Origin of the sequence: Bacillus sp. TH22 (assembly GCF_016651015.1) — a bacterium.
GTDB classification, from domain to species: domain Bacteria; phylum Bacillota; class Bacilli; order Bacillales; family Bacillaceae_G; genus Bacillus_A; species Bacillus_A mycoides.
Map to the genome: position 1 here is coordinate 3352632 of NZ_JAEKER010000001.1, position 15572 is coordinate 3368203.

Sequence of the window (15572 nt, forward strand, 5' to 3'; positions counted from 1 at the left end):
GCGAGGAAGTGCATTATGCCATCAGGAAGAACGCATACGAAAATAAACTTAATATCCCTTCCGGTTGTTTTGTTTATGCTCTTTTCGTATGGATTAACAAGTTTTGATTTTTTATTAACTTTTGCAATTGGCTTTTTAGTAGGTACTTCATTTCTAACACCGGATTTAGATACGTACAGTAATGCGTATAATAAATGGGGATTCCTCCGTATTTTTTGGTATCCATATAGGAGCGTAATGCCCCATCGTTCCTTCTTCACACATACGATTATAATTGGTGATATTATTCGTATTGCATACATGTTAATCGTGTTTTCTCCGTTTTTATTCCTATTAAATATAATCGCATTCGGTGGAAATTTAATAGAAATTGCGAAGGAACACGAGGTTGAAATTGTAACGTTTGTAATGGGGATTGTTGTGGCGAGTACGCTCCACATTATAGCGGATAAAGCGAATACGCGCCGCAAGAAAATGATGAGAAAAAAGAAGAAACGCAGAAGATAAAAAGACCGTCCCAAAAGGTATTTGGGACGGTTTTTTTGTTATTAATAGGTAGGTTATTCTTGTCGTATTTTGTAGTTAAGTCGATATTCCTTGTCGAATCGCCGATAAAATTTCATTTACGATCATGCGACATCAATTTTTGGACAGTTCCTTTTTAATCAAACGTTTGTTTAAAACTAAGCTTTCAGTACCTTAATACCTTTCACGATATTCCAAATAAAGTAGTATAAGCTAATGATCCCGCAAATACATAAGACGATGATTGCTCCAATTCCAAGTGTTACGTCTGGTTGATCAGATCCGATGCCCATAATTCCTAAAATAACTAATCCAATAAATGTTGCGATACTTGGAATAATGTGTGTCCATAGAGCACGTTTTGCATGTGGTTTTGTTTCAGAATCGCCCACAATCCACACGATAATAGGGAATAAGATAGGCGCAAATAATACACTAAAGTATGATAAAGCTGCTAATATTTTGTTTCCGTTCATATATATCACCTCATAAGTAATGTTCGTTGTTATACCTTTAGTATGCAGTAGATTTGGCGAGCTTCCTATCGATTAACATTACAAGAACGTGACGTTTTTGTAAGATTTTCTGTTTTAAATGATGAAATTTTCAAAAAAATCTTTTTAAATGAAAATTGTTGTGATAAAATTATTGAAAACGTTTTCTTGAACGTTTTGTATTTTTTAGACTTAAAGGTATGATGACCTGGTAGTCTATTGATAAGGTTATATCTTATTTAAAAGGGGATTCTTTAGGGGGAGAGAACAATGAACACATGGACACAAGTTTACGATCCGTTCGGTAACATTTGGATTTCGGCAGCAGTCGCACTTATTCCAATCATCTTTTTTTTCTTAGCTTTAGCGGTTTTCCGCATGAAGGGGTATGTGGCAGGATTTATTACAGTTGTATTAACGATTTTGGTGGCGTTATTTGCGTATAAAATGCCATTCACAATGGCAATGGCAGCGACCGGATACGGTTTCTTATACGGATTATGGCCAATTGCGTGGATTATCATCATGTCAGTATTTTTATATAAAATTTCTGTGAAAACAGGTCAATTTGATGTCATTCGTGCATCTGTATTATCCATTACGAATGACCATCGTTTACTCGTTATTTTAATCGGATTTTCATTTGGAGCATTTTTGGAAGGGGCAGCAGGATTTGGTGCACCAGTAGCGATTACGGCAGCGCTTCTGGCAGGCCTTGGGCTAAATCCTTTATATGCAGCAGGTCTTTGTTTAATCGCAAATACTGCACCAGTAGCTTTCGGAGCGATGGGGATTCCGATTACAGTTGCTGGACAAGTGACAGGCATTGATCCGCATAAAATTGGACAAATGGCTGGGCATCAATTACCGTTCTTATCTTTATTTGTTCCGTTCTTTATCGTATTTTTAATGGATGGCTTTAAAGGAGTAAAACAAACGTGGCCTGCTTTATTTGTAGCGGGTAGTTCATTTGCAATTACACAGTTTATTACAGCGACGTTTTTAGGACCAGAACTCCCGGATATTACGTCAGCGCTTGTAAGTTTAGTAAGTTTATCGCTATTCTTAAAAGTTTGGCAACCGAAAGAAATTTATCAAACTAAGCAAGCGAATAGTGAAGTAGCAGCAACGACGGCGACATCTATGCCGAAACTAACGGTAGGAAAAGTAGTAAAAGCGTGGTCTCCGTTCATTATTTTGACTGTGATGGTAGTCATCTGGAGCCAAAGTTTCTTTAAAGCGTTATTCGCTCCGGGCGGCGCTTTAGAAAGTCTCGTATTTAAATTTGAAGTTCCAGGCTTGCACAATTTAGTAATGAAAGCAGAGCCTATTGTAAATAAACCAACACCTTATGAAGCAATCTTGAAATTAGATATTTTATCAGCGACTGGAACAGCAATTTTAATTGCTTGTATCATTTCTATCTTTATTTTGAAAATGAGTGCAAAAGATGCAGTAGCAACATTTAAAGAAACGTTAAATGAACTAAAAATGCCAATTCTATCTATTGGATTCGTATTAGGATTCGCATTTATCGCAAACTATTCTGGTCTATCTTCTACATTAGCGTTAGCACTTGCAGGAACTGGCGGATTATTCCCGTTCTTCTCACCATTCTTAGGATGGATTGGCGTATTCTTAACAGGATCAGATACGTCAGCGAACGCACTGTTCTCGAATTTACAAGCAATTACAGCGCAGCAAGTCGGTGTATCTGAAGTACTTCTCGTTGCAGCAAATACAACGGGCGGTGTAACAGGTAAAATGATTTCTCCGCAATCAATTGCGATTGCTTGTGCGGCAGTTGGACTTGCTGGGAAAGAGTCAGATTTATTCCGCTTTACAGTGAAGCATAGTTTATTCTTCGTTATTCTTGTTGGGATTATGACGTATGTACAGGCTTATTATTTAACTTGGATGATTCCGTAAAGAGCAAAAGAAATAAACTTTGTATTTTTTAGATTATTATGTATAATGGGAAAATATTGAAAATTTAATCAGTGATAAACTAGGGGTGCCTAACGTATGCGTAGGCTGAGAGAGAAGCGCGTGAACTTCTTAACCCTTTGGACCTGATCTGGCTCGTACCAGCGTAGGGAAGTTAACGGCTTTACATAATGATGTCTTTATGAGCCAGGTCCTTATTTTTTTATGGACCTGGCTCTTTTTATGGAAGATGCGCAAATTGGGAATACCAACAGTAGTGGATAGGGTTGTTCAATAAGCAATCAGTCAAGTGCTTGGTCCAATATTTGAAAAACAATTTAGCGAATCTAGTTACGGCTTTAGACAAGGGCTCTTTTATGTTTGTATTTCGGAACTTCATCATATTTCTTTAAATAATAAGCACGGTAAGTAGCTTCACGAAGTTGTACAGAGTTGGCAGCTTCAACCATGTAATAACGAAGATACTGGTTCCCCGTTCGTGTCATGGGTGTTCGTTCCGATTCAAAGTTTCCAAATTGCGATTTTTTCCAGTAAAGACCGGTGTATTTGGCCAATTGTGCTTCGTTCTCAAAGCGTTCAATTTGTCCAACTTCTGCAATGATTCCCGCGGCGTATACGACTCCAATGCCTGGAACACTTGTTAAATATCTCGCTTCTGGAATGGCTTCGAAAAAAGCAGTAATGCTTTTTTCTATCTCTTTGATTTGTTTTTTCAATGTTTGAATCAATCGTGCATAAGTGGCTAATACAACGTCCACAGAGTCTTGAACGACATTACCTAGTCGGTAGGAGTCACGTATGGCTTTCTTGATGGTTTTCGCTAAATTTTCCGGGTCGCTAAAGCGTCCTTTCCCCTTTTTCTGAAGAAGAATAGCGAGTGCTTCTAGATCCATTTCTGCAATTTCATCCAACGAAAGGGAATCTGAGAGTATTTCCATCATCGTCGCACCAAAAACAGAGGTATTTAACTCTTTCGTATAGTAAAGGTTCTCCAGAAAGTGTTGCTTACATTCTGTTTGCTGGTGAACGAGTTGATATCTAGATCGTATTAAATGTTGAAGGGCAACGTATTTTTCCTCCTTGATAAGAAACTTATTATACCGCCCGATTCGTAAAAAATCGGCAATACGGAAAGTATCTATTTTATCGGTCTTATCTTCTTCAAAGAGTTTTTTATACCGATGGATGGCTTTTGGATTTTGTACGACCACTTCCACGTCTAAAGCCCTCAAATCCTTATCTTCCGTTAGGAACATGGAAGGATGGAAACTATAGACGGAAGTAGATTCCATGCCAATGACAATTTTTTTATAGTTGTACAACTGGTGAAAATGGAGAACATCCTCCTTAATGGCGTTGGTCCATTCACATCGTTTGAAAGACAAATTTCTTTCAAAACAGTGTCATGAATGTCAAGAAAACATACATCAAGTTTTTCAGAGCTTACATCAATAGCTACGAATAATCTCATGGAAAGGACCTCCTTTCTTTGAATAGTATTTGGAATGAGCTTGGATACTTTGGGATCTCCCTAGAGTCCAAAACATAGCCACAACCTCGCGTATGAGTATTCAATGATTGCCTTCACCTAAACTGCCCTCCCACCACTATGAGAGGTAAGTGAAGGAAACCGATACAGCTTGTGCGTATGCAGTGCATTTTGGTCTGGGTCACAGTCTTTTAACGTGGTCGAACTACAGGAGGAGTAAGCATATTCCCGATGGATCCATTTTCACACTTCCATTATCTGGGGAAATCCCCCAGTATCCAAGACTAAATTTTACCCATACATCATTTTTTTGATGTAGCTCTTGAAGATAAAAACTATTTAATTTTCAAGGAACAGTTATTAACTTAAAACTTATTATATGAGGAGGGTGTATCATGAAAAAAATATGCTTTGTATTAATTGTCGACGCTGGTATAAATTATGGTTCAATATTTTCTCTACCATTTTTAAGGAATTAGGATGATTTGAAGGGATATTTTTCTAAGTATTATGATGTTTCAATTAATTATATTAGGGATAAAAACTCAGTTGACTATTTGGTAGTTCCCAAACCGTGTCCATCTTTTGATAATGAAAATAATCTTCCAATAATTGAAGTACCAGACAATCTTATTTATGAAAAAGGATTTTGAAAAAATAAAGACCTATATAGACAATTATTTTTCTAATAACTCATAAAGAAAATAAAAGTACAGTAAAAAGAAGTCCGATAAAAAACGAGTGGTGTAGAATATTTCTATTAATCATTCGTTTTTTATTATATTTACATATATTTTTTAAAAGAGGATTATAGACGTTCTGAAAAAAATTAATTATAACAAGAACAGTGTTCGTGCTACTATCTACGGTTATTTTTTGTACTAAGTACCCCTTTAACTAACAAGACAACAAAAGAATTAACATATTAAGGAAAAAATGTTACAATAAATGTAAGAGCTTTCTCTTTGAGTTTTAGCTCTGAATAATAAAGATAGTTAAATCACTAAATGGAGGAGAAAGTAATGACTAATTTATTGCGTAAACTAACAGATGAAGAAATGGAAACGTCGCTACCTAATGGAGGAGCAAGTTACCTTTGTTCCTTGTATAGTAAATTGTTACCTATCGCTATAGCAGGTTGTATGGCAAAAAACGATAGCAGTTGTAACGAAATGCAGCATTACACAGAATATCTTCGTAAAAACTGTTAATAATAATTATTTTTTCAAAGTAAGATAATACAATAATATGGAGGAGCAGGTCAATTTTGTTCCTTGTATAGTAAATCGTTACCTATCGCTATAGCAGGTTGTATTGCGGGGAACAATAGCAGTTGTAGCGAAATGCAGTAGTACACAGAATATCTTCATAAATACTGTTAATAATAATTTATTTTTCAAAGTAAGATAATACAATAATAGAAAAGTGATTTAACTATCTGATTATTCTAATTTCAGGAGGATGAAATGAGTCAATCATTTTCAATAGTCGTTATATGTAAAAATGAAGAAAGAGTAATAGAGAGATGTATAGAAGCTATACATGAGGACTTACGAGAAGGTGATGAAATAATAGTTGTTGATACTGGTTCAACAGATAATACATTGAGTATCTTAGCTACAATGGAAAATATAAAAATCTTTCATTTCGATTGGAACGATGACTTTGCAGAAGCTAGAAATTTTGGAATCTCTAAATCCAGTAAAGATTGGATCTTTTTTATAGATTCTGATGAAATTTTAGTAAAAGGTAGTATTGATCATCTTGATGATGCTATTAAAAATACGTTGAAACATGCTAACAATAGAGAAAGAATTGTTTTTGCACCGAAAATAATAAATACAGATGATTCTGTTCTTTATAATGCTGGTAGAATTCTGCCTAACGATAACACCGTTAAATTCGAAGGAGTTATTCATGAATACCCTATTGTGATAGAGGAAAGCTTAAATCTAGTGTCTATAAAAATATCTAAAGTAGTGGTAAAACATGATGGGTATGAAGATGTCGTGATAAAAAATAAGAATAAAGCACTCAGGAACACAACTTTAATAGAAAAAATTCTTAAGCAAAATCCCAATAATTCTAGGTACTATTATTTTTACTATAGAGATGCTAAGCCGATGTTGACTGACCAAGAGTATGAACAAGGAATGCTTAACTTTTTTAAAAAATTTCCTGATGACTCTTATAGTAACCAGGTTGCTAAGGATTTAGGCTTTTATTATTTAAGCAAAAATAAAAATGATGAAGCAGAAAAGTATATTACTATGCTTTTTGAAAGTGCCGAGAGGGGAACTGTGGAAGATCGTTCTGTAGCAATATATCTCACAGGAATAAAAGAAATTCAAAAATTGAAATCCCAACAAAAAGAATTACTTAGGTTGCTAATTTATACTAGAGACAATGTTTTAAATCAAGAAGAATCACTGTTTGAAAATGGATATGCATTTGATGATTTAATAGGATTATTATTTTTTGAGTTGCAAGATTACAAAACTGCTTATGAAATAGCTCATAAGCTCAATTCAAATAATTTTTCTTCTAATCTTTCAAAAATGTTAAAAAAGCTTGGTTAGATATATAATAAATTCAAAAAAATCACTTAATATAATTTTCAATAACATTAAAAAGTAACTGATTTTTCAGTGTAAGGAGATTAATTATGAAATATGAAGTCATTCCTCAGATTGGTAAGGAAGACTGTGGCGCCGCGTGTGTCGCTATGATAATGAAGAACTATTTTGCAAAAAAGTCTCAATCTGTGAAGTGCGACCATTAATTAAAAATAATTCGTTGGGGACTAACTTTTTGGATTTAAAAAGAGGTCTAAAACGTTTGGGGATTAATGGAACTGTTTCACAAGCAACTAAGCAGAGAGAGGTATTTGATGAAGTTTCTTATCCGTTTATTACACAAATTGAGAATGAGGAGGGAATACATTTCGTTACAGTTTTTGAAAAGAAAAAATCTAGTTTAATTATTGGAGATTCTACTAAAGATAAGCAACAAGTAATGACAATAAAGAAGTTCATAGAAATATGGCAACCGTATGTATTAGAAATTGATTTAGAAAATTCTGAAATAAAGTGCGAAATAGAACAAAATACTAAAGAAGTAAGTATCTGGAGAATTTTAAAATTAGTAAAATGGCAACTTGTTATATCATTTGTCCTATCAATTGTAATTTATCTCCTGGGTGTAGTGCTTGCAAATATTTATTCTCTGTACTTCAACTTTCTGATACCACAAAAGCTAAGTGCACTTGTATTAGAATTAATGGGTGTTTATCTAGTGATAAATATCTTAAATTTCGTATTATCTTTTACTAATAATTTTATGTATAACTTGATGAGTAAAAAAATTGACAAAATAATTATTGAAAAATATTTTAAAGGCTTGTTAGCTAAACCAAATATGGCAATTGAATCTTATGAGGTAGGAGAATTGCTTACTAACCTCTCAAACGTATTAATGATCCGACAAAGATTTTTAACTTATCTTCAAATGATTCCGGTGAATGTTATAACTATGGGATTCAGTTTTTATTTGTTATTCAAATCTGAAAGTAGATTATCCGGTCTTGTTCTTGTATTAATTGTTACGCTTTTGCTTGTACTTTATTTATCACAAGGACGTTATGAAAAATTGAGTAAATCGTTGGTCAAAACGGGCCAAGAATTTAATACTACAGTAGTCAATATTTTTAGCAACATGAGTATTATTAAACAGCTTAGTTTAGAAACTGAATTTGGAAACAGAGGAGTAGATAAACTTACGGACTATATTGGTACGAGAACAAAAATGTTTAATTTTGATTCTATGCAAAATCAACTTAAAATATTTATTTTATCTTCATTTAACATTTTGCTATTTTCATGCGGAGTGTATCTAATTATTAATAACCAATTATCAACGGGTGTTCTGCTAACATTTAATGCATTACTTTCTTATGTGACAAATCCAATTCTTAATCTTGCTAACTTACAGTCATCACTGGTACAAGGAAAAGTAGCACAAGCTAAACTCTACAATATAATTGAATCAAGAATTAAATTTTTTGGAGATGAGGTACTTGAAATACCCGCAGAAGATATAGAAGTTAGTTTTGAAAATGTATCCTTTGATTATGATTCAACAGCTAAAATATTTAGAAATCTTTCAATAGATATTAAGGGTAATAATCTTGCTATTAGTGGATTAAATGGGGTAGGAAAGTCAACATTTGGTAAATTGATCGCTCGTCTTTATATTCCTGATAATGGGAGTATTAAGGTTAATGGACAAAACTTACAAGATTTTTCAGAAGAATCTATTAGAGATAATATTATTTATGTAGATGGACGTGAGAGTTTATTTGAGTCTGATGTTTTAGATAATATCAAGTTAGGACGGGATATTGAAGACAAATATATCATAGAAACTATAAATGAACTCAACGCTGATTCTGCTTTTCAAAATATAGACTTTGAAAATGTAGATGGTACACAGTTAAGTTTAGGGCAAATGCAAATTGTTAAAATACTACGTTCTACATTGATCAAAAAGAAGATTTATATTTTTGATGAAATTACAAATGGTTTAGATGAAGATGTAAAATTATCTGTTATTAACTATTTGCTAAACTTAGAAGGATTGAAAATTTTTATAACACACGATAAAGAGGTAACAGAAAAATGCTTGGAAGAATTTATTGTCAAAGATAACAATATAATAAAGAAGGCGATAATATGAAAAAAATAATTATTAGTATTTCAATTCTGGTGTTAGCAGGTTTTTTGGAATGTTTATGTATCACAAAATGACCTATGAAAAGACTAATTATGAATATACAAAGTTTAATCAAATTCCGAATATAGTAGAAGAAAATGAAAAAGTGATTATTTTCGTAAAGCAAGATGGTTGCGCACCTTGCAAACTAGTTGACCCTATTGTGAACGATTATGCAAAGAGAAATAAAGGGATAGTATACACTATCATTGGAAACAAAGACAAAGATTATGTCAGCCAATCAAAAAAATATCATATTGAGGGAACCCCTACATTAATATTTTATCGAAATGGAAAGGAAGTTCAACGTATGAATACTGCTTTTACTGACACAGAATTTCAGCAAACGATAAAGGAAGTGGACTTCTGATATGAAAAAATATGGAGTTTTAGGAGTAATTATTATTATTTTTTTGCTAAGTATTTTTTTCTTTATAGAGAAAATACAGTGTTAAAAAGAAATAATTCTACTTTGGAAATAGAAAAACAAATTGTTATTGATAATACTGGAAGTTATGATTATCTCAATTCAATTACAGTAGATTCATTTGAAAAAAGAATTAAAAATGGGGATGATATTTTTATTTATATCGGAAATAGTCAGTGTTCCGATTGTTCTTTTTTCTCAAAAATATTAGAGAAGGAAGTTAAAACTTTTCCTCTTAAAGACTCACTTTATTTAGTAAATATAAGTAATATACATCAAGATAAAAATAGGTGGTTAGCGTTCAAAAAAAGATACGGTTTTGATCAAACGCCAGCATTTTTATTATTTCAACAAGGTAAAGTAAAAAGCATGATTCAGTGGGATGAAAAAAATGGCTTGAGTGAAGAAATTTTTCATAATTGGTTAGAAGAGAATGAAACATTTATTAGGAAACTTGAAATGAAATGATTTGTCACGTTTAGAATTCCAAAAAAATTACCTTCGCAAGATTTTTCAAAATTAGATTATAGAAGAAAAGTTCATAAATGACTACAACAAAGTATGTTAACGAACGAAATGAAATAGCAAAATGCAGCAGAGACAAAGGCTCTTTGTCAAACGGGACTGATGAATGTATTTGGCAAGTAAAAAATGGTTCTTCCCGGAGTTAGTTGAAAAGTCTCATTCTCTCCAAAAGTAGAATCTTTGTCCGCAATGTGGAGAATTGGCATCGACCATACATGATTCTTTTAATAAGCTTTAACTTGTTTATGCTCCCTTCGGCAAGACCATTATTATTCTCATAAGTTACCGCATTTCTGACAGCTTCAATATCCCGGGCTAATCCATTCGTAAAGCTCTTAAACTCTTGTATATTAGTATTCTTAATTTTCTCGATACAATGGTCGAGATTCTCAACACTCTTTGTGGTGAAGATGTTTTTAAACTCACATGTTAAGTCATAAACTATTTTTACAATAGGGTGTTCTTCACAAACACGTTCAAATTGCTCTTGTGTAATAGCTTCTACCTTTTCCAGTGGCTTGTAAAGAAGTTTTAAGATATTTGAACGTTTTATGGTTTCGGTTAGAGTATGTGATTCACTAAAGGTTTGAGCGCGCTCTCTCTTCCTCTGCTTTAATTCATGTACATATTTTCGCAAGTTAGATGATGAGCCGTTATAACCCTTTTCCTGGATTATTTTTTCTATTTTCGAACTCATTAGCCCTCGCTCGAATAAATCTTTAATCTCCTCTTTGTAAGGATCCAATTTACTACTCCGTTTTTTTCCATAAGAAGCATGTACCGGCGTGAAGTCTTCATCGAAATACCGCTTTATCGTTCTACGATCAAAGCCCGTTCTACGGGATATTTCCTTATTACTAAGCCCAAGCTTCTTTAACTCTCGTACTTCATTTATATCGTTCATTTTCCTTTGTACCTTTTCTTCGTGAATAATCGTTGCTTGCTTTTTAAATTTTTTCTGCTTTTCCTCTTCTGATAGACGTATTAATTTGTCATATGTCCGAACGTCCATATTTAGCTGGCTACATATCCAGCTTTTACTGTTCCCATCAGCTTTATATTGAAGTGCACGTTCGTACTTTTCCTTAATAGTTAGTTTACGATTGATATTGCTTTGCGGGATATTATCTTGTTGCGTACAAGTTTCCTCACATTTTGATTCATCCACAGGGATTTTTACGGAGTTCTTTAGTTCCTTCTTTAATACATCAGACGCATAATCTGTTAGATTTTTTAAAATGTGGAAGCAATCGCTTACTTGTACAGCTTCTGGGTGTGCTTCGGTTATTGCGTTATGATATGTGATAGAACCATCTCTTGCTACAATTTACAGGATGGATCGGTGTATTCTTAACAGGATCAGATACGTCAGCGAACGCACTGTTCTCGAATTTACAAGCAATTACAGCGCAGCAAGTCGGTGTATCTGAAGTACTTCTCGTTGCAGCAAATACAACGGGCGGTGTAACAGGTAAAATGATTTCTCCGCAATCAATTGCGATTGCTTGTGCGGCAGTTGGACTTGCTGGGAAAGAGTCAGATTTGTTCCGCTTTACATTGAAGCATAGTTTATTCTTCGTTACTATTGTTGGGATTATGACGTATGTGCAAGCTTATTATTTAACTTGGATGATTCCATAAGCAACAAAAGAAATAAACTTTTCATTTTTCAGATTATAGTGTATGATGGGAAAGTATTGAAAATTAAATCAGTGATAAACTAGGGGTGCCTAACGTATGCGTAGGCTGAGAGAGAAGCGTGTGAACTTCTTAACCCTTTGGACCTGATCTGGCTCGTACCAGCGTAGGGAAGTTAACGGCTTTACATAATTATGCCTTTATGAGCCAGGTCCTTATTCTTTTATGGACCTGGCTCTTTTTATTTTGGCATGCGCTGGCCATATCTCGTCCTTGTCACGAACAGGGGGGCAACAAAGGTTATGAAACAGTCTGTTTCAGCTGAGCAAATTGAATTGAAATCGAGTTTACCAGGAAGTAAGAAAGTGTATGTGGATGGAACCCGCGCGGGTATGAAAGTACCAATGCGCGAGATTGAACAAAGCGATACGAACGGTGTTCAAAATCCGCCAATCCGTGTGTATGATACGAGTGGACCTTATACAGATCCAGAGTATAAAGTGGAGCTGTATAAGGGGATTCCAACGCCGCGCCACTCTTGGACCTTAGGGCGTGGTGATGTGGAAGCTTATGAAGGACGCGAAATTAAACCTGAGGATGACGGTGTGAAAGTGGCTTCAAAACATACACCTGTTTTCCCGCAAATGGATCGTAAGCCGCTTAGAGCGAAGCAAGGTGCAAATGTTTCGCAAATGCATTATGCGCGTAATGGCATTATTACGTCTGAGATGGAATATGTTGCGATTCGTGAAGGGGTAGAGCCTGAATTTGTTCGTAAGGAGATTGCAGAAGGTCGTGCGATTTTGCCGGCGAACATTAACCATCCTGAAGCGGAACCGATGATAATTGGACGTAATTTTCACGTGAAGGTAAATGCAAATATCGGAAACTCTGCTGTATCGTCTTCTATTGCAGAAGAAGTAGAGAAGATGACGTGGGCGACTCGCTGGGGTGCAGATACGATTATGGATTTATCTACAGGTAAAAACATTCATACAACACGTGAGTGGATTATTCGTAATGCTCCGGTACCAGTTGGAACTGTGCCAATTTATCAAGCGCTTGAAAAAGTAAACGGAATTGCAGAGGATTTAACGTGGGAAGTGTATCGTGATACGTTAATTGAGCAGGCGGAGCAAGGCGTTGATTACTTCACGATTCACGCTGGTGTATTACTTCGTTACATTCCAATTACTGCAAAGCGTATGACAGGTATTGTTTCGCGCGGTGGTTCGATTATGGCGCAGTGGTGTTTATTCCATCATAAAGAAAACTTCCTATATACTCACTTTGAAGAGATTTGTGAAATTATGAAGCAGTACGATGTTTCGTTTTCTCTTGGAGATGGATTACGTCCAGGTTCTATTGCAGATGCAAATGACGAAGCGCAGTTTTCTGAGCTTGAGACACTTGGTGAATTAACAAAAATCGCTTGGAAACATGATGTGCAAGTTATGATTGAAGGACCTGGGCATGTACCGATGCATTTAATTAAAGAAAATATGGAGAAAGAACTTGATATTTGTCAGGGTGCGCCGTTCTATACACTTGGGCCGTTAACGACAGATATTGCACCAGGTTATGATCATATTACTTCAGCGATTGGTGCTGCGATGATCGGTTGGTTTGGAACGGCGATGCTTTGTTATGTAACCCCGAAAGAACATTTAGGTTTACCGAACAAAGATGATGTTCGCGAAGGGGTTATTACGTACAAAATCGCTGCGCATGCAGCTGATCTTGCGAAAGGGCACAAAACGGCTCATCAGCGTGATGATGCACTTTCAAAAGCTCGCTTTGAATTCCGTTGGCGCGATCAATTTAATTTATCTTTAGATCCTGAACGCGCGATGGAGTACCATGATGAAACGTTGCCAGCAGAAGGGGCGAAAACAGCGCATTTCTGTTCAATGTGTGGCCCAAAGTTTTGTAGTATGAGAATTTCACATGATATTCGTGAATATGCGAAAGAAAATGACTTAGAAACGACAGAAGCAATTGAAAAAGGAATGAAAGAGAAAGCGGTAGAATTCAAAGAAACTGGTAGTCACTTATATCAATAACACGTTACCCCTCTTTACTTGATTGATCACACTGTACCTAACTTAAATATAGAAGAAGCCCCCTTTGCTAAGACGGTAGCAAAGGGGGCTTCTGTCGTCTATCCCGCTATTTGTGGGCAGTAAAACTCCCACCTCAAAATTCGGCTGGAGCAAAGAAGTTAGGTGGGAGATAAACTGTCCGTAAACGCCCGATTGGTACGGGCTAATAATCAGTGGGGGATGAACACCCACCCACCTTATAAAGTTTCACTTTATAAGGTGAAGAATAATTGTACCCAGTAGTATAAGAGGAATAATGTGACGACTGTTGTGAGTGGGATTACGATGAGAGATACGCTTAAATAATCTTTCCATTTCACTTTAATTTTGTTTTGTCTTAAGATATACATCCAAATGAGGGAAGCTAGTGTACCGATTGGTAATAATAGTGAACCGATGTCACTACCGATGATATTTGCGAGATAGATAGTTTTTAATGTGACTGGATCTAGTCCCATTTCTGTTAATGTGATTGTACCAATCATAAGTGCAGGGTGGTTATTGAAGAGGTTAGAGAGGAGGGAAACGAGTCCGCCCATTGCAAAGCTGGCATAGAGTAGATGCTGACTTACAACTGGTTCGAGCCAACTTACAAGTGCCGCTGTTAACCCTGCGTTATGAAGCCCGTAAATAATTACATACATAGAGAAAGCGAAAATTAAAATGTGCCACGGTGTCTTTTTCAAAATATCGACTGGGTTTGTTCGTAAGTAGTACCATCTCCAGATGAGAAGAACGAGTGAACCGAGTACGGCAACAATTTCGATTGGAATCGATAAGAAGGATGCAACGAATAGAAGACAGCGCATAAGGAAAACGAAGCCTAATACTTTTAACATGAATTTCGTACGTTTTTGTTTCGTATTAACAGAATTCTGTCCTTTTAACGGATGGAAGTTTTTCGTGAAGAAAATTTCTTCAATATCATATGAAGAAACAGGTAATCTTTCTGGAAGTTTTTTCTTTAAAACTGTATACATGAGCCATGACATAAACAGTAGTCCTAGTGTTGCAGGTACAAACATCATAGCTGTATGCATATAAAGAGTCATATTAACAATATTTAATGCGATTAAGTTTACGATATTACTTACACCGATTGGTGCACTAGATGCAGTGGCAATTAAAGCACCGCTTAATAAATAAGGGATTTGTTGATGAGGTTTTAATTGAAGGTTTTTCAGAAGTAAAATCAAAATCGGTGTTGTAATTAAAATACTACCGTCATTATTAAATAAAAGAGTCATAAGAAAACATAGTAATTGAATGTACCAGTATAGGCGTCGTCCGGAACCTTTCGCTAAATTTGCGAGCTTCGCTGCAGACCAGTGGAAGAAGCCGAAGCTTTCTAATATAACCGCCATAACGATGGTCGCTAATATCGTTATAGAGGCACCGCCGATTTTACTTATAATGTCCATGACGTCTGGTTTTGATACAAGTCCAGTAATGAGGATAATGCTAGCGCCGACTGCTGCCGGCCACGCCTCATTTAAACCGCGAGGTCGCCAAAAGATAACAATCATCGTTAAGAAGAATACAATAATAGTAATCCATATTTCAATGCTCATATTTAACCTACCTTTCTACTTTCCCTTGAACAAATGTAGCTTGTCTCAAGTTTATATAGCATTATATTCAAAAGAAAATAAGAA

At 35.3% G+C, this 15572-nt stretch carries 13 protein-coding genes, 2 pseudogenes and 2 riboswitches; of the genes and pseudogenes, 11 read left to right on the forward strand and 4 right to left on the reverse strand.

The window, feature by feature from the left end; all coding sequences use genetic code 11:
- The first annotated feature begins 15 nt into the window (after positions 1-15).
- Entirely contained in the window at positions 16-507 is a 492-nt protein-coding gene (locus tag JFU18_RS16925) for a metal-binding protein (protein ID WP_002089644.1), read from the forward strand.
- Positions 508-683: 176 nt separating this feature from the next.
- Here the strand turns inward: JFU18_RS16925 and JFU18_RS16930 are convergent, their stop codons facing one another.
- The gene (locus JFU18_RS16930) at positions 684-1001 is read right to left on the reverse strand and encodes a magnetosome magnetite crystal formation protein family (protein WP_002016181.1); all 318 of its coding nucleotides are present in this window, start codon (positions 999-1001) and stop codon (positions 684-686) included.
- Positions 1002-1289: 288 nt separating this feature from the next.
- On the opposite strand from JFU18_RS16930, the gene lldP reads away from it, so the two are divergent.
- Positions 1290-2948 carry an L-lactate permease gene (gene lldP / locus JFU18_RS16935; protein WP_201034522.1) on the forward strand — a complete coding sequence of 553 codons (1659 nt, stop codon included), beginning with the start codon at positions 1290-1292 and terminating at the stop codon, positions 2946-2948.
- Between the two features lie 71 nt (positions 2949-3019).
- Positions 3020-3135: riboswitch (TPP riboswitch) on the forward strand.
- A gap of 169 nt (positions 3136-3304) precedes the next feature.
- Here lldP and JFU18_RS16940 read toward each other — a convergent pair.
- Positions 3305-4258 carry an IS110 family RNA-guided transposase gene (locus JFU18_RS16940; RefSeq protein ID WP_374101390.1) on the reverse strand — a complete coding sequence of 318 codons (954 nt, stop codon included), beginning with the start codon at positions 4256-4258 and terminating at the stop codon, positions 3305-3307.
- A 592-nt stretch (positions 4259-4850) separates the two neighbouring features.
- On the opposite strand from JFU18_RS16940, the pseudogene JFU18_RS16945 reads away from it, so the two are divergent.
- The 7 genes and pseudogenes from JFU18_RS16945 (at position 4851) to JFU18_RS16970 (ending at position 10120) form a co-directional block, all read left to right on the forward strand.
- Positions 4851-5154 (forward strand): annotated as a pseudogene (locus tag JFU18_RS16945) (hypothetical protein).
- Between the two features lie 323 nt (positions 5155-5477).
- Positions 5478-5666 carry a hypothetical protein gene (locus tag JFU18_RS16950; protein WP_201034521.1) on the forward strand — a complete coding sequence of 63 codons (189 nt, stop codon included), beginning with the start codon at positions 5478-5480 and terminating at the stop codon, positions 5664-5666.
- A 255-nt stretch (positions 5667-5921) separates the two neighbouring features.
- Positions 5922-7034, forward strand: a complete 1113-nt coding sequence (locus JFU18_RS16955) for a glycosyltransferase family 2 protein (RefSeq protein ID WP_201034520.1) — start codon at positions 5922-5924, stop codon at positions 7032-7034.
- Positions 7035-7120: 86 nt separating this feature from the next.
- On the forward strand, positions 7121-7237 hold the full coding sequence (locus tag JFU18_RS30360) for a cysteine peptidase family C39 domain-containing protein (RefSeq protein WP_110496661.1): 117 nt from the start codon (positions 7121-7123) through the stop codon (positions 7235-7237).
- On the forward strand, positions 7216-9189 hold the full coding sequence (locus JFU18_RS16960; RefSeq protein WP_374101400.1) for an ATP-binding cassette domain-containing protein: 1974 nt from the start codon (positions 7216-7218) through the stop codon (positions 9187-9189). Before JFU18_RS30360 ends, JFU18_RS16960 begins: the two co-directional genes overlap by 22 nt.
- Before the next feature lie 49 nt (positions 9190-9238).
- Positions 9239-9595 carry a thioredoxin family protein gene (locus JFU18_RS16965; RefSeq protein WP_201050319.1) on the forward strand — a complete coding sequence of 119 codons (357 nt, stop codon included), beginning with the start codon at positions 9239-9241 and terminating at the stop codon, positions 9593-9595.
- 78 nt (positions 9596-9673) lie between these two features.
- The gene (locus tag JFU18_RS16970; RefSeq protein WP_242488453.1) at positions 9674-10120 is read left to right on the forward strand and encodes a thioredoxin family protein; all 447 of its coding nucleotides are present in this window, start codon (positions 9674-9676) and stop codon (positions 10118-10120) included.
- Between the two features lie 199 nt (positions 10121-10319).
- On the opposite strand, the gene JFU18_RS30365 is transcribed toward JFU18_RS16970, so the two are convergent.
- The gene (locus JFU18_RS30365) at positions 10320-11345 is read right to left on the reverse strand and encodes a transposase (RefSeq protein ID WP_307838353.1); all 1026 of its coding nucleotides are present in this window, start codon (positions 11343-11345) and stop codon (positions 10320-10322) included.
- Positions 11346-11503: 158 nt separating this feature from the next.
- On the opposite strand from JFU18_RS30365, the pseudogene JFU18_RS16980 reads away from it, so the two are divergent.
- A pseudogene (locus tag JFU18_RS16980) lies at positions 11504-11818 on the forward strand (L-lactate permease); the annotation flags it as partial.
- 71 nt (positions 11819-11889) lie between these two features.
- A riboswitch (TPP riboswitch) is annotated at positions 11890-12005 on the forward strand.
- 112 nt (positions 12006-12117) lie between these two features.
- The gene (thiC, locus tag JFU18_RS16985) at positions 12118-13878 is read left to right on the forward strand and encodes a phosphomethylpyrimidine synthase ThiC (protein WP_201034519.1); all 1761 of its coding nucleotides are present in this window, start codon (positions 12118-12120) and stop codon (positions 13876-13878) included.
- Between the two features lie 251 nt (positions 13879-14129).
- Here thiC and JFU18_RS16990 read toward each other — a convergent pair whose 3' ends face one another.
- The gene (locus tag JFU18_RS16990; RefSeq protein ID WP_201034518.1) at positions 14130-15488 is read right to left on the reverse strand and encodes an arsenic transporter; all 1359 of its coding nucleotides are present in this window, start codon (positions 15486-15488) and stop codon (positions 14130-14132) included.
- Positions 15489-15572 lie beyond the last annotated feature (84 nt).

What these genes read in the sequence shown, in the direction of transcription:
- lldP (WP_201034522.1), top strand. Translation starts at nt 1,290, where the DNA reads ATGAACACATGGACACAAGTTTACGATCCGTTCGGTAACATTTGGATT.
- JFU18_RS16930 (WP_002016181.1), bottom strand. Translation starts at nt 1,001, where the DNA reads ATGAACGGAAACAAAATATTAGCAGCTTTATCATACTTTAGTGTATTA.
- JFU18_RS16950 (WP_201034521.1), top strand. Translation starts at nt 5,478, where the DNA reads ATGACTAATTTATTGCGTAAACTAACAGATGAAGAAATGGAAACGTCG.
- JFU18_RS30360 (WP_110496661.1), top strand. Translation starts at nt 7,121, where the DNA reads ATGAAATATGAAGTCATTCCTCAGATTGGTAAGGAAGACTGTGGCGCC.
- JFU18_RS16990 (WP_201034518.1), bottom strand. Translation starts at nt 15,488, where the DNA reads ATGAGCATTGAAATATGGATTACTATTATTGTATTCTTCTTAACGATG.
- JFU18_RS16955 (WP_201034520.1), top strand. Translation starts at nt 5,922, where the DNA reads ATGAGTCAATCATTTTCAATAGTCGTTATATGTAAAAATGAAGAAAGA.
- thiC (WP_201034519.1), top strand. Translation starts at nt 12,118, where the DNA reads ATGAAACAGTCTGTTTCAGCTGAGCAAATTGAATTGAAATCGAGTTTA.
- JFU18_RS16925 (WP_002089644.1), top strand. Translation starts at nt 16, where the DNA reads ATGCCATCAGGAAGAACGCATACGAAAATAAACTTAATATCCCTTCCG.
- JFU18_RS16940 (WP_374101390.1), bottom strand. Translation starts at nt 4,258, where the DNA reads ATGGAATCTACTTCCGTCTATAGTTTCCATCCTTCCATGTTCCTAACG.
- JFU18_RS16965 (WP_201050319.1), top strand. Translation starts at nt 9,239, where the DNA reads ATGTTTATGTATCACAAAATGACCTATGAAAAGACTAATTATGAATAT.